The following is a 19,202-nucleotide window of genomic DNA, read 5'->3' as shown; positions in this document are numbered from 1 at the left end:
GCCCCAAATGCGGATTGTCTGGCCCCAAATAGTGAGAAACAAAGATTACAGAGCTCCGGCTAAGGCGGCGCAAGCCGACTGCCAGCCGCGAGGACGCCCGAGCGGTTTAGGGCAAGGAGGAGCGGCGGTGGGGGGAGGTGGCCCATACTGTGCCTAACAACGCAAGCGCACTTATTTTTGATATTTCCTTGCGTTCACGGGCTGCGACTGGCTGATGAGGCTCTTCGAGCCTCCTGCTAGGTTACTTTGCGGTTGTATTTTTGGTTTTCTTCAGGGCTTCGAACCCAATGATCACATCCAGAAGTTCGGTCGTGATTTCGCTCTGCCGCACCGACCGTGTCTCGGATGTCAGCGCCTCCAAACGATCATCCACCGATTGCTCCGCCTGGCTCATCAGAGCCAAACGCGCAGAGTTTTCAGTCACAAGCGCCTCAGCGGCGGCGCGGAAAAGGCTGGCAAACAGGTGGCCCCGGATCAGTGCCTTAAAAAGCGCGTGAGACGACATGGTGAAAGACGGCAGGCTGCGTGACTCCCAGGGCTTGACCTGCAGCCCGCGCACCAGATCATGGTCGAGCGGTAAAAGAGCCATCATTTCTGGTCGTTGACCCTTGTCGCCATCCCGCCTGAAATAGGCGAGCGATACGGCCATGTCCCCGGTTGCGTCATCGCCCTGCATGTCATCAAGATGTCGGGACAGCAGGTTGGCGAGCCGCCCAATCCCATCCACGGATGCAGGCGGAAAAAACGTCGTCTCTGGCACCAGCCCCCGATCCTGCAAGGCGGCCGCCATCTGGGCGCCAACACATAAAACACGGGCCTGATCCGGGGCCGAGGCACGCTGTTGCGAGACATGGCTGGCCAGTGTCTCATTGTAATTTCCACACAGCCCGTGATCCGACCCAAATACGATTAAAACTGTGGTCTTTGGCATTGAGGCAGAAGGCTCAATCGGGCCCGTTTGGCTCAGGAAGGCGTGCAGACCCATCCGAACGGTATCCTGATAGGCCTCGATTGCGCGGGCCGCATGTTCATAGGGCGCAGAATTGATTACCGACAGTGTTTTCATGGTATGCACGATGCTTCGGATACCCTGCATACTGGCTGTGCGGCGCGCCAGGGCTTCAAGACTTTGTGCCATTCTCGCCTCCGGCATACACGCGCGCTGCACGTCCAAGCGCAACCATCCGGCTGCGGTCCTCCTCCGTAAGGGACGCGTTTTCAGCTATGCGTTTCACCAGGTCCGGTAAATCGCGGGCGGCTGCCTTTCTTAGCCTGATGACTGCCCTGCCGGTTTCGGCCTCGTTCAAACCGTCAAACTGACCCTCTATCGCGGCCACAAGAACAGCAAGTTGTTCCACCGCAGGCATCGGATCCCGATCGGCCTGCCGCAGTGCTGCGCGGACCGCCGCGCCGCGCGTCAATCGCGCCCGCGTCTCATCGTCCAGACGGGTCCCAAAGCGGGCAAAATCCTCCAACTCTTCGAATTGCGACAGGGTCACGCGCAGGTTGCCAGCCACGGACCGGAAGGCCTTGGTTTGCGCCTTGCCGCCAACACGGCTGACCGAAACCCCCAGATCGACTGCCGGGAACTGGTTTTTGCGCATAAGCCGTGGCGACAGGTAGATTTGGCCATCGGTGATCGAGATCAGATTCGTCGGTATATAGGCTGACAGGTTTTCGGCCGGCGTCTCAACCACCGGAAGAACCGTGATCGACCCGCCGCTTGCGAACTGCCCGGCCCGTTCCAGCAATCGCGCATGGATGTAGAATATATCACCGGGAAACGCCTCGCGCCCCGGTGGGCGGCGCAGCAACAAAGAAATCTCGCGGTAGGAGCGCGCATGGTGGGTGAGGTCATCAAGGATCACCAGCACATCTTTGCATTCACCGGCAAAATGCTCGGCAATGGTCAGGGCCGCATAGGGAGCCACATAGGCGAGCCCCGCCGCGTCCTCATCTCCTGCGGCCAGAACAATTGTGCGGTCGGACATGCCGCCGTCATCAATCGCACCAATCACCTTTGCCACCGCATCGCCACGCTGCCCAATGGCACAGTAGATACAAATCACATCGCTGTTTTTTTGGTTGAGGATCGCATCAACGGCCAGTGAGGTCTTGCCGGTTTGCCTGTCCCCGATAATGAGCTGGCGTTGTCCCAACCCAATTGGCACGGCTGCATCGATCACCTTGATCCCCGTTGCAAGCGGCCGCGAAATAGCCAGGCGGTCCAAAATTTGCGGCGCTTCGGCCTCAACTGGCCGGACAGTTTGCGCCCGGATTGGCCCCTTGTCATCGCAGGGTATGCCAAGGGCATTCACCACACGCCCCAACAGGGCGTCACCGACCCTGGTGCTGACGACCCTATGGGTGCGCACGACACTTTCACCGATGGTGACACGGCTTGACGGCCCCAGCAGCACGACACCAAGCCGCCCCGGCTCAAGGTCCAGCACAATGCCCTGCACGCCACTGGAAAATTGCAGCAACTCGTCTGATAACGCCTGCTCCAACCCAGCGACGATGGCAACCCCATCGCCGACCTCGGCGACTGTTCCGATCTCACTCAGCCGGGGAGCGGGTGACGGCGAGTTAAGAAGCATGTTCAGAACCGTCTCGGGCGTTTGAGCTGTTTGAGGCACGTCACTACCCATGAGGTCGCGCCTCAACGTTGCCGACCGCCGCCAATTGCTCTTCGATCAGCTCACTGAGCCCCTCTATGTAGGATGCGACAGTCCACTCCAATTGCGCACCACCCATCCGTAAAACCACCCCCGGAGCCTGCGCTTCATCCGTCACGAACCGCAAGGAGACTTGCGGAAAGACGGCCTGTATCTCCGCGAGCAATTCGTCTTCCGCTGATTCTGACAACGGATCACGCGATGTTATGACGGCCTCAGAAATCTGCCCCGCCGCACGGCGCAGCTCCGGGAGCATCGGTTTCATTTTCCCAACCAGATGATGCGTCATTTGCGCCTCCAGCTCCTGATCCGCCAAATCATCAAGCGCCTTGCGCAGGAGCGTCAACAGCGCCTCTGCCCCCACGCGGTGCAGCTTGGCGGTATATTTGCGCGCCTCATCATCCAGATGCGCCCTCCAGGCGCCATGCTCGCGCTCTACTCTCGTCTGCGCTTCGGCCAGCAGGACATCGCGCTGTTCCTCAGCCGCCTTGCGGATCGTTTCTGTCATCTCTGCCTGTGCGACATTCAGCGCCTGCAGCTCGTCTTGGTAGGACTGCGCTACAGCCTGCGCCTCGGCCTTGGCATGAACGGCCTCTTGCATCCGATCCTTGATTTCAACCTCACGCGCATCAATACCGTCCAGGATGGGGCGGTAGAGAAACCGCTTCAAAAGCCAGACAAGCGCCAGGAAGTTGGCGATTTGTGCCGCGACAGTGATCCAGTCGATCGACATAAATCAGCTCCCAGCCGCCTGCGCCGCTTCCAGAGCAGCCGTCCAGAATGGGTTCGCGAAAATCAGGATCATGGCGACGACAAAGCAATAGATCGCTGTGGATTCGATCATTGCAAGGCTCACAAACAGGGTGCGCGAAATGGTCGACGACGCATCGGGTTGTTGCGCAATGGCATTCAGTGCCGTTGAAGCTGCGCGCCCTTCGCCAAGGGCAGGCCCAATGGCGCCGAAAGAGACGGTCAGACCCGCAGTAAAGATCGAAATACCAGCTATCAAGCCTAGATCTGTCATGGGTTTTCCTTTTGTTTGGGAGAGGGTTGGGAGGTGGCGCCAGAAATGTAGACAGTCGCAAGAATGGCAAATATGTAGGCTTGGATCAGCCCCGTCAGCAGGCCCAGAACATCCATCACCACCGGGAAAAAGAAGGGGGCAACACTGAGCAGGATCGCCGCGATCACAGCACCGCTCATGATGTTGCCATACAGGCGAATGGCCAGCGAGATACCGCGCGAAAACTCCGAAATGATGTTGAACGGCAGCATGATGAACGACGGCTCAATATAGGTTCTGAGATAGCCGCCCAAACCCCGGCTGCTGATGCCAAACAGCGGCACGGCGATCAGAACGGACAGCGCCAGTGCGGTGGTTGTCGATAAGGAAGCCGTCGGGGGCTCAAACCCCGGTATCACCAGCAGCAGGTTCGACATCGCAACAAACAAGAACAGCGTGCCGGCATAGTACAAAAGATGGCGTTCGCGGCGGCCTGCGACGTCCTCGATCTGGCTCTCAATCCCCTGTACGATGACTTCCAGCATGGTGCGCCAGCGGTTCGGCGGCACATCCGGGCGCAGATTGCGCGTAATCAGGATGGCGCAAACCGTCAGCAACGCCATGACCACCCATGTGTAAAAAATCGTGGCGTTTACGGAGATGCCCCATATCTCGAACATGAGGGTTTGATCGGGAGAAAGGGTCATTGTGCGTCTCCGGAGGCAGGGGCCACGCTCATGATGGTCGTGGTGATAAAGCGGACCATCAAAAAGGCTGCAGCATATCCCAGCAGAGACCACGGCCCGCGCTGCGCCACCACAAGCCAGCCAATGCCCAGCAGGACAGAAATCCTGATTGCGGCACTCAGCGCAAGCAGGGCGACGGGTCTGGCGGACCGCAGGGCTATCCGCATCCCCCACGCGAGCCCCGCAAAAAATACCGCACTCATGGCAGTACCGATGGCCATGCCCAGCGCCACTGCAGTCAAATCAAAAGATATCATTTGCCGCCTCCTTCCTTGTTCATCCATGTCGCTGCAATAAAACCGCCAATGACGACGCCCGCGAGGATCAAAGCAAGCGTCCATGAAAAATCTTGTGGTGCGACGCGATCGAGCCAAAGACCCAAAATCGCGCCGCCAACGGTGGGCACCGCAATTGACCATCCGATCATCCCGAATGTCCCGATTCCGCGCAGAGGGCTTGGGCCGGGGTTGTCACGGTTTATTTTCATCCGCTTGGCTTGGCGCGCAATGTCGCCCACCGGCTTTTCAGGCTTGCCGGTCATGAAAACGGCCTCTGCAATTCGGCGAACCGGCGCACCATGTTTGCCTCAAGCCGCGACAGGGCCGACCGTGCCTGCCGTTCCTCTTCATCCATCCGGATAAAACTGGCCTCGACCGTGTCCTGCAATGTCCCAAGGTCATCGCCAAGCACACCGCGCAGGGCGATGACGTCAACCTTGTGACCTTTCTTGACCAGGAGCCACTCGTCCAGACCACAAAATTTCTCTGTCCCGTCCGTCAGCCGCAGCGTCAGGACGCAAGGCACAATCGCGGTGACGAAATCGATATGGTTCGGCAAGATGCCAAACGCACCATTTGGTGCCACGGCAGCGATGTGCTCTACCCGCCCTTCATAGAGCGTCCGGGTCGGCAAGCGCAGGGTCACGCTCATGTCGGTTGCCATGGTCATGATGCCTCCTCCAGATCCTGAAGGCTGCCAATCATGTAATATGCGCTTTCCGGCAGATCAAACTCGGTTTGGTTCAGGATCGTCTCGCAGCCGTCCAGAGTTTGCGCGACCGGCACCATCTTGCCCTTGGTGCCGCTGAAGGTTTCCGTCGTGACAAAGGGCTGCGTCAAAAACCGCTCCAGACGCCGCGCCCGCGACACCGTCGCACGATCCGCCGAGGACAGCTCTTCCAGCCCCAACATCGCGATGATGTCGCGCAACTCTTCGTACTCCGCCAGGGTGCGGCGCACGGCGCGGGCGATGTCGTAGTGGCGCTGGCCAACCACCGAAGGCGTCAGCATGACCGAGGCCGAGGCCAGCGGATCAACCGCCGGATAAAGCCCCTCGCTGGCGCGTTTGCGCGACAAAACAACTGAGGCTGACAGATGCGAGAAAATATGCGCCGCTGCCGGATCCGTAAAATCATCTGCCGGCACATAGACCGCCTGGATCGAAGTGATCGCACCGCGCTTGGTCGAGGTAAGGCGTTCCTCCAACCCTGCCAGTTCCGTGGCCAAAGTCGGCTGATAGCCCACCCGTGACGGCATCCGCCCCATCAGGCCTGACACTTCGGATCCCGCCTGCACAAACCGGAAGATATTGTCGATCAGGAGCAGCACATCCTGGCCTTTGTCATCACGGAAATACTCGGCCATGGTCAGGGCTGCTTTGCCCACCAAAAAGCGTACACCGGGGGCCTCGTTCATCTGGCCAAACAGCATCACGGTCTTGTCGCGCACCCCGGCTTCGCCCATTTTGCGGTACAGCTCCTCGGCGTCGCGCGACCGCTCGCCAATACCGCTGAACAGGCTCACACCGGTATGATGCTGCACGGTGTTATTGATCAGCTCTGTGATCAGCACCGTTTTGCCAACACCCGCGCCGCCAAACAGCCCGGTCTTTCCGCCTCGCTCGATGGGCGACAGCAGGTCAATCGCCTTGATCCCGGTCTCAAGGATCTCGGCCTGCAGCACCCGGTCGCTCAATTTGGGCGGGCTTTGGTGGATCCCCCGGCGTTCAGATACCTCCACAGCGGGGCGGCCATCGATCGGATCGCCGAACACGTTGAGCATCCGGCCAAGCACAGCCTCGCCAACCGGCACCGTTATCGGCCCCCCTGTTGCGCGCACTGGCATACCCAGGCCCAGCCCCCGCACAGGCGCCATTGCTATCGCACGGACAATACCGTTGCCCATCAACGAGGCGACTTCGAGCGCGACCTGTCCCGCATAGAGCAGATCGTGGATGTGCGGCACCCTGCCTTTGAATTCCACATCGACAACCCCACCGCGAATGGCTGCGATGCGGCCCTGCAGCACTGCATCTGGTTTGGAGGCGGTTTCGGTGTTCATAGCTTGTCCCGGCTCTGTTGTACGATACGTGTGCCGGCTTTGCCGTCAAGGATGGCCAGCGCATCGGCAAGGCGGCCGATCCCGGCAACCCCACCCAAACCGGCAAAATCACAGGCGGCGCTGACCTTTGGTCCCATTGACCCTTTGGGCATCGCAAGGGCCCGCCCCTGGTCAGGGGTGAGATGAGAAATCGGCGCCGCAGTGCGCGCGCCAAAATCCTGATAGACGGCATCGACATCCGTCAGCAGCAACAGGGCATCCGCGCCGATATTCGCTGCAAGCAGAGCGCTGGCGGCATCCTTATCGATCACAGCCTCCACCCCGATCATGCTGCCATCGGCGCGCCGGATCACCGGAATACCGCCGCCCCCCGCACAGATCACGATCACGCCCTGATCTATCAGCAACCGCAGAACCCGCAGATCCGGAATTTCAAGGGGCGCCGGTGATGGCACCACACGCCGCCAATGATCGCCATCTTGCGCAATGGTCCAGCCAGCGGATTTAGCGCGCGCCTCGGCCTCATCCTTTGCGTAAACCTGCCCCACGAACTTGGTCGGCACTTGAAACGCGGGATCCTTTGGGTCGACAACGACCTGGGTTAACAAAGTGGCAACCGCAGGATCATGACCAAGGACATTTTCCAACTCCTGTTCTATCAGGTAGCCGATCATGCCTTCGGTCTCGGCCCCCAGAACGTCCAGTGGATATACTTCGTCCGGCTTATAGGCGGCCCCTTGCAAAGCCAGCAGGCCGACTTGCGGGCCATTCCCATGCGTGATGATCAACTGGTGCCCGGCGCGCACGATCTGTGCCAGAGCAATGGCTGCCGTCTGAACGTTTGCCCGCTGAGCCTGTGCGGTGAGGGGCTGGCCGCGCTGTAACAACGCATTGCCGCCCACGGCTGCGACGACCAGCACCTCAGTCTCCCAGGGTGGCGACAAGAACCGCCTTGATCGTATGCATCCGGTTTTCTGCCTGATCAAAGACGATGGAGGCCGTGCTTTCAAACACCTCTTCGGTGACCTCCATGGCATCCAGGCCGAACTCTGCCTTGATCTCGGCGCCCACAGTTGTCTCGGCGTTGTGGAATGCGGGCAGGCAATGCATGAAGCACACCCTCGGATTACCGGCTTTGGCCATCACATCGGCGCTCACCTGATAGGGAGTCAGAAGCTTGATCCGCTCGGCCCATTTTTCCTTGGCCTCGCCCATCGACACCCAGACATCCGTGTATCGATGAAGTCGACACCCTTCACGGCCGCGTCCACATCTTCGGTGATGGTAATCCGGGCTCCGGTTTCTGTGGCAATCGCCGCTGCCTCATCACGGATCGCCTGAACAGGCCAGCAGGCCCTGGGCGCACAAAGACGCACATCCATGCCCATCTTGGCGCCCCCGATCAACAAGCTGTTGCCCATATTGTTGCCTGCATCCCCCAGGAAGGCATAGGCCACTTTATGCAAGGGCTTATCAACATGCTCCTGCATGGTCAGGAAATCAGCCAAAATCTGTGTGGGGTGAAACTCGTTTGTAAGACCGTTATAGACCGGCACACCCGAAAAGGCGGCCAGTTCCTCGACGATCTTCTGCCCAAAACCACGGTATTCAATGGCATTGTAGATCCGCCCCAGGACACGCGCGGTGTCCTTAACAGATTCCTTGTGCCCGATATGAGATCCGGTGGGCCCGAGATAGGTAACCCGCGCGCCCTGATCGTAGGCCGCCACCTCAAACCCAACCCGGGTGCGTGTACTGTCCTTTTCAAAGATCAGTGCAATGTCTTTGCCCTTCAGGCACGGCACTTCGGTGCCGGTGTATTTCGCGGCCTTCAGATCTTGCGCAAGCTTCAACAGGAACGCGATTTCGCGGGGTGAGAAATCCTGCAGGGTCAGAAAGTGACGGTTCTTAAGATTATAAGCCATTCAGGGCCACCTTTCGGGTTAAACAGGATCACGCATAGTGGGGCAGCTCATGCAATGCCCACCGCCGCGGCCACGACCCAACTCGGCACCGGGGATCGCGAGAACCTCGATTCCTGCCGACCTAAGGGCTGCGTTGGTGTCGTCGTTCCGATCATAGCCTATGACCACGCCGGGGCGCAGAGCCAGCACATTGTTGCCGTCGTTCCATTGTTCTCGCGAACGCTCTTCCGCGGTGTCGCCGCCGGTCGACACAATTTGCAGGCTTTTGTACCCCAGCACTTCGGCGACAATATCAAAGATCGGACGCGGGTCGCGGCGAAAATCCAGCGGCGCGCGCCCCGCGCCGGGGCGAATGTCATAGCAGATCAATTCATCGGCGACCTCTTTGAAGGTCGTCACAACGTCACCGCCGCACAGCGTAAAGACCGTATCCAGATGCATCGCAGCCCGCGATTTGGGGATGCGGAAGGCCAGCACGCGCTCAGCCGCCCCTGTCTCAAACAGCGCCTCGGCCAACTGGCCGATCCCCTGTGGTGAAGACCGCTCTCCCATGCCGACCAGAACGGTGCCGTTGCCCACGGGCATAATGTCGCCGACCTCCACGGTCGCCAACCCGTGGTCCAGGGTGGGATCACCCCAGTGGATCGTCGTCTTGCCCGCAAATTTCGGGTGAAACTTATAGATTGCGGTGTTCAGCAGCGTCTCAGGCCGCCTTGCGGCCCAATGCATCGGATTGACCGACACGCCCCCGTAAATCCACGCCGAATTATCTCGCGTGAACAGGGCATTGGGCAGTGGCGGCAGGATGAACCCATGGCGGCCGAGATAGCTGCCAAAAAGCCCGGTTGGTTCAAAATCCAGATCGTCTGTGGCAAGCCCGCCCAGCAGATATCCGGCAAGCTGTGCGCCAGACAATTCATCCATCCAGCTGCGCAGCTCGGACATCATACCAACCCCAACCTGATCCGGTGTGATCCGGTGATCCAACACCCAGTCCCGGCCTTTGGAGATGTCGAGCGTCTCTGCCAACAGGTCATTAATGTCCAGGACCTCGACACCCTCGCTGCGCATTGTCGCAGCAAAGACATCGTGATCCTTTTGCGCCTGTTTGACCCAGAACACGTCATCAAACAGCAGCTCCTGACAGTTTTCAGGCGTCAGACGACGATGGGCCAGGCCAGGCCTGCAAACGATCACCTGTCGCAGTTTGCCGGTTTCGGAATGCACGCCCAGTTTGTCCTGATGGTCCATGGCAGTTTTTCCTTTGTAAATGCGGGCGTCACAGAGCACTGATGGACCCGGTCCCCATCAAATAGGCCGCAACACCGGCGGCTCCGACGAGACCAATGGCAATCAGGATTTCAACGCGCGAAAAGGCTCTTTCGCCCCTGGATCTGCGGGCCCAGACATAGACTGGGATACCGGCCGCATAGAGGATGGCACACATCAGCAGATACGCAGGTCCGGCTGCATAAACGAGCCATGCGCCGTAGACCGTCGCAAGGGCTCCAATGGCCATATCGCGGCCGCGTCCCTCGTGCGCATCATAGCTTTCGCCACTCATTGCAAGCTTGAGCGCATAGGCCCCCGAGAACACATAGGGGACCAGAATGGCGGTGGACGCGATGTAAAACAGAGCGAGATATGTCGAATTCGCATAGAGCGTCACGATCAAGACGATCTGCACGCAGACACTGGTGATCCATAGCGCACCGGACGGCGACCCGTTGTCGTTTTCCTTGGCAAAGACCCCAGGCAGCATGCCTTCGCGGGCTGCGCGAAAAGGAATTTCAGCGGCCAGCAAAGTCCAGCTAAGGAATGCACCAGCGACCGAAATCACCAGACCGATCCGTACCAGCACCGAGCCCCAGGCCCCCACCGCCGCCTCCAGCACATTCGCCATGGAGGCGGCGGCAGGCAGGGCAGCAAGTTCGGGCTGAGACATAACGCCAAGCGATAGCAGCGAGACCAGCAGGTAGAGCAAGAGAACCGTAACGAACCCAAGGATGGTGGCTTTGCCGATGTCGCTCCGCTTGCGCGCCCGGCCAGAGCCGACACTGGCCCCCTCGATCCCGATAAAGACCCACAATGTCACAAGCATCGTGCTTTGAACCTGGGTCGTAATGCTGCCAAGTATCAGGGCTTCCTTGCCCCAGAAATCCAGCTTGAAGGTCGGCATATTGAACGCAACAAAGGCAAGGACGATGAAAAGGAAAATCGGCCCCAGCTTGGCAAGTGTTGTGATCATATTTATGATCGCGGCCTGTCGTATCCCGACCAACACCAGCGCATGAACAAGCCATACGCAAAGTGACGCGCCGATGATTGCCTGCCAGGTGTTTCCCTCTGCGCCGAACGGGGCGTAAAAATAGCTGAGCGCGCCAAAAATCAAAACGACGTAAGATACGTTGCCGATCCAGGCGCTTATCCAGTAGCCCCAGGCGCTATTGAAGCCAACGAAATTTCCAAACCCTGCTCGCGCATAAGAGTAAGGCCCGGCATCAAGCCCAGGTTTGCGGGTGGACAGGGTCGTGTACACAAAGGCAAGGGCCAGCATGCCGATACCGGTAATGAGCCAGCCAATCGTGATTGCTCCGGCGGATGCCCCGCGAGCCATGTTCTGCGGCAGGCTGAAGACCCCGCCACCAATCATAGAGCCGACCACCAAGGCCGTCAGGGGCAGCAACCCCAATGTGCCGGATTTCTCCTGGGTCGACAGATTGTCTGTTGCGGTCACACCGGTGGGCATCAGCTCTCTCCTTTGCACTGAAGCATCCGGCGCTCTCGCCTGTGGCATCTTCAGGGCGTCTCGTTCACATCGATGGTCTGCCGCGGTGCCTGATGTTTGAGGTTCAAGCAGAATTCACACCTGGATTTGAGCCACATTTGACAGGACTGACCCGCATGGCATTGACCTGCGTCAATATGCAGACAGGATGAGCCATTTCTTGTTCATGACCTGCACCCCACCTGAAAACTCCCAAAGCATGCGGCGAACACCATGTCTTTGGCCCCTAAATGACCGGGAATAGCCCTCTCAGCCTAACCGCTGATTGATCCAAATCAATCCGTTGTCACGAACTTAGCGATAGCTCTCCTTTAAATTCCATAGTTTGAGAAAGGTCCAAGCAATGGCAAAGATCACATCCCTTCGGGAGGAAAAAACTCTACGGAAAAAGGCTGGCACGCCGCCGCCCTGCAATGGGTCCAACGCCCGGGGCAGCCAGGGACCAAAGGCCGCATTCGCACACCACGATGGAGCAGGCGTTGGACAAAGGGCTAAAGGCGGCTTTGGCCAAATTTACAGCGGGCCTTTCTCCGATTGCGCTGACCTCGGCCTATTCTGACTGGGCCATGCATCTGGCATCTGCTCCGGGCAAACGCCTGGAGCTTTTGGAAAAGGCCGGGAAGAAAACATGGCGACTGGCAAATCATGCGGCCCATTGTATTGGCAATCCCGACTCCTCTGACACCTGCATCACGCCCTTGCCGCAGGACCGACGCTTCAAAGACGAAAGTTGGCAAAAATGGCCCTACAACCTGATGTATCAAAGTTTCCTGCTCAACCAGCAATGGTGGCACAACGCAACCACCAGCGTCGAAGGGGTGACGCAGCAGCATGAAAATGTGGTCGAATTCGCCTCACGCCAGATACTCGATGTGTTTTCGCCGTCAAATTACGCCCTGACGAATCCCGAAGTGCTGCAACAGACTGCGCAACAAGGTGGGATGAACCTCTTTCGTGGCTGGCAGAACTTTATCGAGGATTTCTCCCGGGCCAGCAGCGGACAACGCCCCGTTGGCAGCGAAGACTTTGCAGTGGGTCGCAATATGGCAACCACACCCGGCAAGGTCGTGTTCCGCAACGATCTGATGGAGCTGATCCAATACGCGCCGACCACCGATAAGATCCATCCAGAGCCCATTCTGATCGTGCCCGCATGGATCATGAAATACTACATTCTTGATTTGAGCGAGCATAACTCTCTGGTGCGGTATCTGACAGCGCAGGGCTTTACCGTTTTCATGATCTCATGGAAGAACCCCGATGCAGATGACCGGGATTTGGGGATGGATGATTACGTTTCCTCAGGGGTCATGGATGCACTTGACGCCGTCGAGGCCATTGGCAACGGGCAAAAAATACATGCGGTGGGCTATTGCCTGGGCGGGACATTGATGTCGATAGCTGCCGCTGCCATGGCGCGTGATGGTGATGCGCGACTACAAAGCCTGACACTGCTTGCCACCCAAATCGATTTCACCGAAGCGGGCGAGTTGATGTTGTTCATCGATGAAAGCCAGCTAAGTCTTCTTGAAGACCTGATGTGGGATCAAGGCTATCTGGACACCACGCAGATGGCGGGCGCTTTTCAGCTTTTGCGCTCAAACGACCTGATCTGGTCGCGGGTGGTACACGACTACCTGATGGGGGAACGTACCCCGATGAATGATCTGATGGCCTGGAATGCTGATGCCACCCGCATGCCGTACCGGATGCATTCAGAGTATCTGCGGCAACTGTTTCTGAACAACGATCTGGCCGAAGGGCGATATCGCGTCGCAGACAGTCCCATCGCGATCTCTGACATCCGCGTGCCTGTATTTCTTGTCGGCACCGAACGTGACCACGTGGCACCTTGGGAATCTGTCTATAAGTTCAATCTGCTGTCGGACACGGACGTGACATTTGTTCTGACCAGCGGCGGACATAACGCTGGCATCGTGTCGGAACCCGGACATGCCCACCGACACTACCGCGTGCGGGAAAAAGACAGTGACGCCTCCTATACCGATCCTGATCGCTGGATGCAGGAAACATCCCCTGTTGATGGATCCTGGTGGCCGGTTTTGTCGACCTGGGTCGCAGAACGGTCCGGCGAAAAGGCGGCTCCTCCTGCGCTGGGAGCAAAGGCAAAGGGCTATGCGCCACTCTGTGACGCACCGGGATCTTATGTGTTTCAGGCGTAGCCGCAGATGTAGGACAGGTTTTTAGCAGGCACACGCGGGTTTATTGCAGGCATTGCAAATGAGCAGTCCATCGCTGCGGGATGCGGCATGGCCCGCTGAGAGCATGAAAAGGAGCGACAAATGACCAAGAAAACGCTTAGCTGGAAGCCGGATCTCACCTATCCGGCTGGCAAAGGCGCCACAGAGCAGCATTTCACCTCAACGGCCAATGGTGACAAACTGGAGATCGACACCCACCCCTGGGGCGATGCAGATCTGAAGATCAACGGCCAAACTGCTGCCCACATCGAAGGCAAGGCCTCTGACGGCGATGCGTTTCGCGAGATTGAGGCCGTCGCGGAAGAGATCGAAGAGCACAACCACACCGATCAGGGTCCGAAAAAGACCTGAGGCGAAACAAAGGCTAGGCAAACGCGCATGCAGTATATCGAGAACAGGACCTTCGACGGGATCAAGGTTGGGGATAGCGCAGAATTGACGCGCACACTGAAACAGGGCGATATCGAATTGTTCGCTGTGATGTCTGGCGACGTGAACCCGGCGCATGTGGACGCTGACTATGCGCAGTCGGATATGTTTCACAAAGTCATCGCCCATGGCATGTGGGGCGGTGCGCTGATCTCAGCCGTGTTGGGAACCGAGCTGCCCGGCCCCGGCACGATTTATCTCAATCAGAACCTGAGCTTCAAAACAGCCGTTGGTCTGGGCGACACCGTCACGGTGCGTATCACTGTCGCTGAAAAAAGTGCGGCGCATCATCATGTAACCCTCGACTGCCTGTGCACCAACCAACGCCGCGAGACCGTCATTGAGGGCCAGGCACAGGTCATGGCCCCGACGCAAAAGATACACCGCCCCCGGGTCATACTGCCAGAGGTCCCCCTCCACGAGCGCGGCGCGCGCTTCGCGGAATTGATCAAAGCGACGGCGGCTCTGGCGCCGGTGAGCACCGCCGTGGTGCACCCCTGTGACGTCCTGTCGATTGAGGGAGCGCTGGAAGCGCGCAAACAGGGCATGATCGACCCCATTCTCGTGGGCCCAAGGGCCAAGATCGAGGCCGCGGCCTCTGAGGCTCAGCTGGACCTGAGCGGCATCGAGATCATTGATACCCCCCATAGTCACGCGGCCGCCGAACACTCTGTCAAACTGGCCCGCGAAGGCAAGGTCGGCATGTTGATGAAAGGCAAAATTCACACTGATGAGTTGTTGAAGCCCGTGGTCAACAAGGAGCGCGGCCTGCGCACTGAACGGCGCATGAGCCATGTGTTTGCACTTGATGTGCCCAACTACCCCAAACCGCTGTTGATCAGTGACGCGGCGATCAACACCTTTCCCGATCTGCAGACCAAACGCGATATCGTGCAGAATGCAATTGATCTTGCACTGGCCCTGGGGATTGCCCTGCCAAAGGTGGCCTTGCTGTCGGCGGTTGAAACCGTGACGCCCAGCCTTCCGGCGACGCTGGATGCCGCCGCCCTTTGCAAGATGGCAGAGCGCGGGCAGATTCTCGGCGGCTTGCTGGACGGGCCACTGGCCTTTGACAATGCGGTGTCGAAAGCTGCGGCTGAAACGAAGGGCATCTACACCGAGGTCGCGGGGGCTGCGGACATTTTGATTGCACCCGATTTGGAAGCGGGAAACATGATCGCCAAGCAACTGATCTATTTGGCCGGGGCCGATGCCGCAGGCCTCGTTCTGGGCGCGCGTATTCCCATCGTTCTGACCAGCCGCGCCGATGGTGTTATGCTCGCCTGGCATCCGCAGCAATGGCACAGTTATTCGTACACTCTCAATCAGGCGGCATTGCGCTATAAGCGCGGCTCTTCTGACCGAGTGTTCCGAAAGAGACCTGTCTTTGGCGTTGGAAAGACGCACTTCAACTACAGATTGCAAAACGGCTTGAGGATTGATGCACATCAATGCTCAGATCGTTTTGGATGGTACAATGGGGCGAAATCAGAGTGAGAGGATTGAAAATGACCAAGCATGAAAAAACCAAAGATGCCGTTTCGCCTGTGACAGATCTGATAGAAGCGATGCGGGATGCCAGTGCGAAAACGATGCCAGGTTTTGGGCCGGAATGGTTTGAAACCATGAATAATGTAGGAAACGAAATGCTGAGTTTCATAACAGAACGCGTCAAGCACGATATCCAAACTCAGCAAGATCTGTTGCAGGCAAAGGGCATTGCGGAGATCCAGAAAATTCAAACGGATTTCTTCAAGAAAGCGACAGACGACTACGCAGCCGAGATGACCAAGCTGATGGAATTGGGCAAAACGCAGGACAAACACGCCACTCCGGTGTGATCTGGCCCATGAGACGGCGCGCAGAGCCTTTCACGATATGCGTCCGTGGCGCAGCATTGGTCGGCGCCGGGCCAGAGTAGGCGGTTTGCAGACTATTGGGGCCAATGGCTGGATCTCATTTCGCAGACACAGAACCGGCCTTTCTGAGGCCGGTATAGCTATCACTGTTCCTACAGGCCGCACCAAGCGGCCGATATGATATATGTCTGAGCTGCCTGTAGGCTTTCATTCGGCCATTGCCCGAACGACCCGGATCGGAACATCCCGGATCAATTCCGCCAAGGGTGAAACCCGGCTTGCCCCCAGAGTCGGCGCCTTGTTCAGGCCCAGGCCAAGGAGCTGCACACTCCGGGCGTCCGGCAAACTTTGAATGGCTGTCAGAGTTTTGATCATGGATTTCACTCAAATCAACGGCGTGAACACCCAATTGGGCCAGATCCTCTGCATCGGCGGCGCCGACACGTGGTACTCCACCCGCGATGATACGTGAGGCGCGAAGAGCGTAGTCGTCGTGAGACAAAAGCACAAAAAAGCGATCAAAGGTCGTGTCGATCTGGCCGATCTGACTGCGAAACAGATCATAGTAAATGTCAGGAGAGGCCAGAACCACGTTCCTCAAGCGACCCGTTTGGTCGAAATCACCCGCCTGTGCCGCATCAACTATGGCCTCCATCGTCAGAAAATCCTCCCATCGAATGAGCGAATATATGGTATTCTGAGGCGATTGATTGGCTAATGATTTGTGTCGCCTCCAGCAGCTGTGGGCGCGCCACAAGGGCACTGTTGAGATCATAGACATAACGCGAAAATTTCCCCGCCGACGCCCAGGTAAAGAGAACCGGAACCCCCTTGAAGCCGCTGTCTTCAACAAACTGTCCAACCCGCAAGATGGCCTCGCTGGTCGTGGTATTGTAGCCATGCACAAAGAACAGAATGTCTCTGTCGCCAGCTCGCCTCTGACGCAATTCATGGTTCAGGGCTGCAACAAAGCCGCCTTTACTTTCAAAAATTGTTGGCTCTATGACAGCGAATTCTTTGCGAGGATTAGGCGGAATTGATTGTGGACGTTCAAGCGCGCCCACTTTGTGCTGCGGCGGAACCGACACAGTGACGGCTGCCAGGCCTAGCTCGGCGGCACGGAGCTCTGAAAACAGAGCGCCCACAACTTCGCTGTCCTCCCGGGTGGTGGCCACAAAGACCTTGTGGTGGATGGCGTTTACAACAGAGCGTGCGGGGATATCTGGGTTGTCTATGCCGACAACGGGCGGTGGTCTGCTGCAGGACGCTCCCAAAAGAACAACGCCCAGGACTATGGAGCGGAGTGCGAGGAGAGCCATATCGGGCATTGGGGTTGGTCCTGTAAGCCGAAGGTGCAGTTTTTGATTTGTTAGCCCCGCTTGAATCGTGGCGTCTGAGATTTCCATTTGGCCAAGGCCGAAAAACAGCTAACCCCGATCAGTGGGCCGTCTAAGCGTGCCCCGTGAGAGGTCCAACGTTTGAAGAGTTGCGCATGACGCAGTGAGCGCAGCGGCTGCAAAAGAGGTCTCAAACGCGGACCACAGTCAGTGGCCCGCCCGATCGTCGCTTATTGCATCACACCACTACTCAACCAGTTCGATCTCTCCGGGACGCCATGTCTTGTCAAACCAGGGCTCAAGCGGGCCATAGAGCCGCATGATTGTGTTCCATCCTTTCCCCGGAATTGTCTGGAGCCAGTTGTTTTCGTGTCCCTCAGGCGCCGTTGGCCCAAAGTAGATGTCCACTGACCCGTCGGCGTTCGTCACAACACCTGCATCATTGCTGCCAAGGGCCGGGAATTGCTTGTCCGTTTGAAGCATAGATCGCGTTTGGTTGTCGTAGAGCGTGAAGGACCAGAAATCTTTTGCAGGAGGGTTTGCCGGTACGGTCAGCTTGTAGGTCTTGGACCCGTCCAGCGCGTTCCCCATTGCATCGCGATAGGTCAAGGCATATTGCGACCCCTTGCCAACAAGCTTGAGCGCCATCGCGGGCGTTATGCCTGTGGCATAGAAATGGAATGCTGAGCGGAAGTCCTGCACTGCAACACCATCAATCTCCCAGGTATAGGCCCCGCCTGGAAAGGCATTCTGCCAGTAGCTTTCACCAGGATACCAATAGGCACGTTCGTCCCGAGGCTTGGAAATCAGGGACTTAACAGTTACCGCACCTGCAGATGCAGCCTTCTCCAAGATGTTTTGCATCCGCTCATCGGGGGCAAACTCTTGGCCTTTTACGATCCCGATTGCCGCAAGATGGCCGAGCAATTCAGGGTTTTCTCCCATCAGTGGTTCTGTTTGAACAACGGTGTTGATCTCTTCAAACATGCGCGAATCCATCACGTGAATGGTGTTGAATTCCTCGCCGGATACATTGACAAAAGTCATCTCAGGCTGATTTGACGCCTGGGACAAAGGGTACATGCGAAACTGGTCCTGTGTCGCTTTGATCGCTGTCTCTGTCGACCCGTTCTCAAGATAGCCGCGCCACAACACCCAATGACCTGAGGTGTTGGTCGGCACCACAAAATAGTCGCCCTCCGGCACCTCGCCTTCATAGCCCGGTGGCAGGATTAGGAACTTGCCACCTTTGCCTTTATCAGGTCCGAGATTGCCGAAATCGACCACGTAGCGAAACCAGGCGTCGTTCAAAAAGCCTAAAACATTAGGCGGCGTTTCAATCACCATTGGCTCATCGCCAAGTTCAAGCCAGGCCATCTGGTACACGCTGGTTGTGTTCGCTGTCAGAAAAAGCGTCTTTGAATCCATCAATTCCTGGAACTGAAGCACTGTTGTATTGGCAGGGCCAAATTCAAGAATACCCCGCCGCATCGCGTCCATTGAGGCGATTTTGACACCATCCAAATAGGCCTGGTAGGCGTGGGTGAAGTCCAGCAGATTGTAAATCTTATCAGTAGATTGGGCATCCGGCACACCATCAAAAAACTGCAGATCCCCCAACTGGGTCTCAATAGTATCCGGGGTGGTTATTCCATCAGGTATTTCAGTTCTCATTTTGGGAACTTCCTGGGCCGAAGCGCTGGTAAATACAGCCATCCCTCCCAGAAAAACGGTGCCTAAAGCGACTGTCAGGAATTTTTTCAGTTTCACGATCCCATTCCTTTTGTTCTCTAAGCTTCGAAATTGACGTCCTCTGTATCACTCTTGATTAAATCCAACCAAATGCCAAGGTTTTCGCAGTTCAGCGAGCCTTGGC

General features: G+C 57.6%; 20 protein-coding genes and 1 pseudogene. 4 read left to right on the top strand and 17 right to left on the bottom strand.

The features are described 5' to 3' along the window. Positions 1-241 precede the first annotated feature (241 nt). From B4968_RS11515 to arcD, 14 genes are read right to left on the bottom strand one after another with little or no spacing between them, the layout of a single operon-like run. Positions 242-1,138, bottom strand: a complete 897-nt coding sequence (locus tag B4968_RS11515) for a F0F1 ATP synthase subunit gamma (protein ID WP_083099204.1) — start codon at positions 1,136-1,138, stop codon at positions 242-244. After that, complete coding sequence (locus B4968_RS11510) at positions 1,122-2,651, bottom strand: F0F1 ATP synthase subunit alpha (protein WP_083099203.1); 1,530 nt, start codon at positions 2,649-2,651, stop codon at positions 1,122-1,124. Before B4968_RS11510 ends, B4968_RS11515 begins: the two co-directional genes overlap by 17 nt. Further along, positions 2,644-3,411 carry a F0F1 ATP synthase subunit delta gene (locus B4968_RS11505; RefSeq protein ID WP_083099201.1) on the bottom strand — a complete coding sequence of 256 codons (768 nt, stop codon included), beginning with the start codon at positions 3,409-3,411 and terminating at the stop codon, positions 2,644-2,646. Before B4968_RS11505 ends, B4968_RS11510 begins: the two co-directional genes overlap by 8 nt. A 3-nt stretch (positions 3,412-3,414) precedes the next feature. Beyond that, positions 3,415-3,702: a F0F1 ATP synthase subunit C gene (locus tag B4968_RS11500; protein ID WP_083099200.1), complete on the bottom strand. Its 288-nt coding sequence runs from the start codon at positions 3,700-3,702 to the stop codon at positions 3,415-3,417. Next, on the bottom strand, positions 3,699-4,388 hold the full coding sequence (locus tag B4968_RS11495; RefSeq protein ID WP_083099198.1) for a F0F1 ATP synthase subunit A: 690 nt from the start codon (positions 4,386-4,388) through the stop codon (positions 3,699-3,701). Before B4968_RS11495 ends, B4968_RS11500 begins: the two co-directional genes overlap by 4 nt. Then, entirely contained in the window at positions 4,385-4,684 is a 300-nt protein-coding gene (locus B4968_RS11490) for an ATP synthase subunit I (protein ID WP_206601096.1), read from the bottom strand. The genes B4968_RS11495 and B4968_RS11490 overlap by 4 nt, the downstream gene beginning before the upstream one ends. Further along, on the bottom strand, positions 4,681-4,968 hold the full coding sequence (locus B4968_RS11485) for an AtpZ/AtpI family protein (protein WP_083099196.1): 288 nt from the start codon (positions 4,966-4,968) through the stop codon (positions 4,681-4,683). Before B4968_RS11485 ends, B4968_RS11490 begins: the two co-directional genes overlap by 4 nt. Beyond that, the gene (locus tag B4968_RS11480; protein ID WP_083099195.1) at positions 4,965-5,375 is read right to left on the bottom strand and encodes an ATPase; all 411 of its coding nucleotides are present in this window, start codon (positions 5,373-5,375) and stop codon (positions 4,965-4,967) included. The genes B4968_RS11485 and B4968_RS11480 overlap by 4 nt, the downstream gene beginning before the upstream one ends. Beyond that, positions 5,372-6,766 (bottom strand): F0F1 ATP synthase subunit beta, encoded by a 1,395-nt coding sequence (gene atpD, locus B4968_RS11475; protein WP_083099193.1) that lies wholly within the window; start codon positions 6,764-6,766, stop codon positions 5,372-5,374. Before atpD ends, B4968_RS11480 begins: the two co-directional genes overlap by 4 nt. Beyond that, a complete protein-coding gene (gene arcC, locus B4968_RS11470; protein ID WP_083099207.1) occupies positions 6,763-7,686 on the bottom strand; it encodes a carbamate kinase in 924 nt (307 codons plus the stop codon). The genes atpD and arcC overlap by 4 nt, the downstream gene beginning before the upstream one ends. A gap of 1 nt (position 7,687) precedes the next feature. Then, positions 7,688-7,981, bottom strand: coding sequence for a Rossmann-fold NAD(P)-binding domain-containing protein (locus B4968_RS26385; protein ID WP_479559050.1), 294 nt, complete (start codon positions 7,979-7,981; stop codon positions 7,688-7,690). Then, the gene (gene argF / locus B4968_RS11465; protein ID WP_479559049.1) at positions 7,936-8,691 is read right to left on the bottom strand and encodes an ornithine carbamoyltransferase; all 756 of its coding nucleotides are present in this window, start codon (positions 8,689-8,691) and stop codon (positions 7,936-7,938) included. Before argF ends, B4968_RS26385 begins: the two co-directional genes overlap by 46 nt. A gap of 18 nt (positions 8,692-8,709) precedes the next feature. Then, on the bottom strand, positions 8,710-9,942 hold the full coding sequence (locus B4968_RS11460; protein WP_083099192.1) for an arginine deiminase: 1,233 nt from the start codon (positions 9,940-9,942) through the stop codon (positions 8,710-8,712). A 28-nt stretch (positions 9,943-9,970) separates the two neighbouring features. Beyond that, the gene (arcD, locus tag B4968_RS11455; RefSeq protein ID WP_083099190.1) at positions 9,971-11,440 is read right to left on the bottom strand and encodes an arginine-ornithine antiporter; all 1,470 of its coding nucleotides are present in this window, start codon (positions 11,438-11,440) and stop codon (positions 9,971-9,973) included. Between the two features lie 506 nt (positions 11,441-11,946). On the opposite strand from arcD, the gene B4968_RS11450 reads away from it, so the two are divergent. The 4 genes and pseudogenes from B4968_RS11450 (at position 11,947) to B4968_RS11435 (ending at position 15,971) form a co-directional block, all read left to right on the top strand. Beyond that, positions 11,947-13,662, top strand: a complete 1,716-nt coding sequence (locus tag B4968_RS11450) for a PHA/PHB synthase family protein (protein ID WP_241525692.1) — start codon at positions 11,947-11,949, stop codon at positions 13,660-13,662. A gap of 120 nt (positions 13,663-13,782) precedes the next feature. Then, the gene (locus B4968_RS11445; RefSeq protein WP_083099187.1) at positions 13,783-14,052 is read left to right on the top strand and encodes a hypothetical protein; all 270 of its coding nucleotides are present in this window, start codon (positions 13,783-13,785) and stop codon (positions 14,050-14,052) included. A gap of 27 nt (positions 14,053-14,079) precedes the next feature. Beyond that, a pseudogene (locus B4968_RS11440) lies at positions 14,080-15,476 on the top strand (bifunctional enoyl-CoA hydratase/phosphate acetyltransferase). 162 nt (positions 15,477-15,638) lie between these two features. Continuing rightward, the gene (locus B4968_RS11435; RefSeq protein WP_161492583.1) at positions 15,639-15,971 is read left to right on the top strand and encodes a phasin family protein; all 333 of its coding nucleotides are present in this window, start codon (positions 15,639-15,641) and stop codon (positions 15,969-15,971) included. 115 nt (positions 15,972-16,086) lie between these two features. Here the strand turns inward: B4968_RS11435 and B4968_RS25225 are convergent, their stop codons facing one another. From B4968_RS25225 to B4968_RS11425, 3 genes are all read right to left on the bottom strand, one after another. After that, positions 16,087-16,644, bottom strand: a complete 558-nt coding sequence (locus B4968_RS25225; protein WP_161492582.1) for an alpha/beta hydrolase — start codon at positions 16,642-16,644, stop codon at positions 16,087-16,089. After that, positions 16,628-17,395 carry an alpha/beta hydrolase gene (locus B4968_RS25220; RefSeq protein ID WP_139792768.1) on the bottom strand — a complete coding sequence of 256 codons (768 nt, stop codon included), beginning with the start codon at positions 17,393-17,395 and terminating at the stop codon, positions 16,628-16,630. Before B4968_RS25220 ends, B4968_RS25225 begins: the two co-directional genes overlap by 17 nt. A 177-nt stretch (positions 17,396-17,572) precedes the next feature. Continuing rightward, a complete protein-coding gene (locus B4968_RS11425; protein ID WP_241525691.1) occupies positions 17,573-19,096 on the bottom strand; it encodes a DUF1254 domain-containing protein in 1,524 nt (507 codons plus the stop codon). Positions 19,097-19,202 lie beyond the last annotated feature (106 nt).

This window comes from Pseudophaeobacter leonis, from assembly GCF_002087335.1.
GTDB classification, from domain to species: Bacteria; Pseudomonadota; Alphaproteobacteria; order Rhodobacterales; family Rhodobacteraceae; genus Pseudophaeobacter; species Pseudophaeobacter leonis.
This window is presented reverse-complemented; position numbering and strand designations above follow the sequence as displayed.

Excerpts from the sequence above, each read along its gene's own strand:
- B4968_RS11515 (WP_083099204.1), bottom strand. The coding sequence starts at position 1,138 with ATGGCACAAAGTCTTGAAGCCCTGGCGCGCCGCACAGCCAGTATGCAG.
- B4968_RS11510 (WP_083099203.1), bottom strand. The coding sequence starts at position 2,651 with ATGGGTAGTGACGTGCCTCAAACAGCTCAAACGCCCGAGACGGTTCTG.
- B4968_RS11505 (WP_083099201.1), bottom strand. The coding sequence starts at position 3,411 with ATGTCGATCGACTGGATCACTGTCGCGGCACAAATCGCCAACTTCCTG.
- B4968_RS11500 (WP_083099200.1), bottom strand. The coding sequence starts at position 3,702 with ATGACAGATCTAGGCTTGATAGCTGGTATTTCGATCTTTACTGCGGGT.
- B4968_RS11495 (WP_083099198.1), bottom strand. The coding sequence starts at position 4,388 with ATGACCCTTTCTCCCGATCAAACCCTCATGTTCGAGATATGGGGCATC.
- B4968_RS11490 (WP_206601096.1), bottom strand. The coding sequence starts at position 4,684 with ATGATATCTTTTGATTTGACTGCAGTGGCGCTGGGCATGGCCATCGGT.
- B4968_RS11485 (WP_083099196.1), bottom strand. The coding sequence starts at position 4,968 with ATGACCGGCAAGCCTGAAAAGCCGGTGGGCGACATTGCGCGCCAAGCC.
- B4968_RS11480 (WP_083099195.1), bottom strand. The coding sequence starts at position 5,375 with ATGACCATGGCAACCGACATGAGCGTGACCCTGCGCTTGCCGACCCGG.
- atpD (WP_083099193.1), bottom strand. The coding sequence starts at position 6,766 with ATGAACACCGAAACCGCCTCCAAACCAGATGCAGTGCTGCAGGGCCGC.
- B4968_RS26385 (WP_479559050.1), bottom strand. The coding sequence starts at position 7,981 with ATGGGCGAGGCCAAGGAAAAATGGGCCGAGCGGATCAAGCTTCTGACT.
- argF (WP_479559049.1), bottom strand. The coding sequence starts at position 8,691 with ATGGCTTATAATCTTAAGAACCGTCACTTTCTGACCCTGCAGGATTTC.
- B4968_RS11460 (WP_083099192.1), bottom strand. The coding sequence starts at position 9,942 with ATGGACCATCAGGACAAACTGGGCGTGCATTCCGAAACCGGCAAACTG.
- arcD (WP_083099190.1), bottom strand. The coding sequence starts at position 11,440 with ATGCCCACCGGTGTGACCGCAACAGACAATCTGTCGACCCAGGAGAAA.
- B4968_RS11450 (WP_241525692.1), top strand. The coding sequence starts at position 11,947 with ATGGAGCAGGCGTTGGACAAAGGGCTAAAGGCGGCTTTGGCCAAATTT.
- B4968_RS11445 (WP_083099187.1), top strand. The coding sequence starts at position 13,783 with ATGACCAAGAAAACGCTTAGCTGGAAGCCGGATCTCACCTATCCGGCT.
- B4968_RS11435 (WP_161492583.1), top strand. The coding sequence starts at position 15,639 with ATGACCAAGCATGAAAAAACCAAAGATGCCGTTTCGCCTGTGACAGAT.
- B4968_RS25225 (WP_161492582.1), bottom strand. The coding sequence starts at position 16,644 with ATGGAGGCCATAGTTGATGCGGCACAGGCGGGTGATTTCGACCAAACG.
- B4968_RS25220 (WP_139792768.1), bottom strand. The coding sequence starts at position 17,395 with ATGGAAATCTCAGACGCCACGATTCAAGCGGGGCTAACAAATCAAAAA.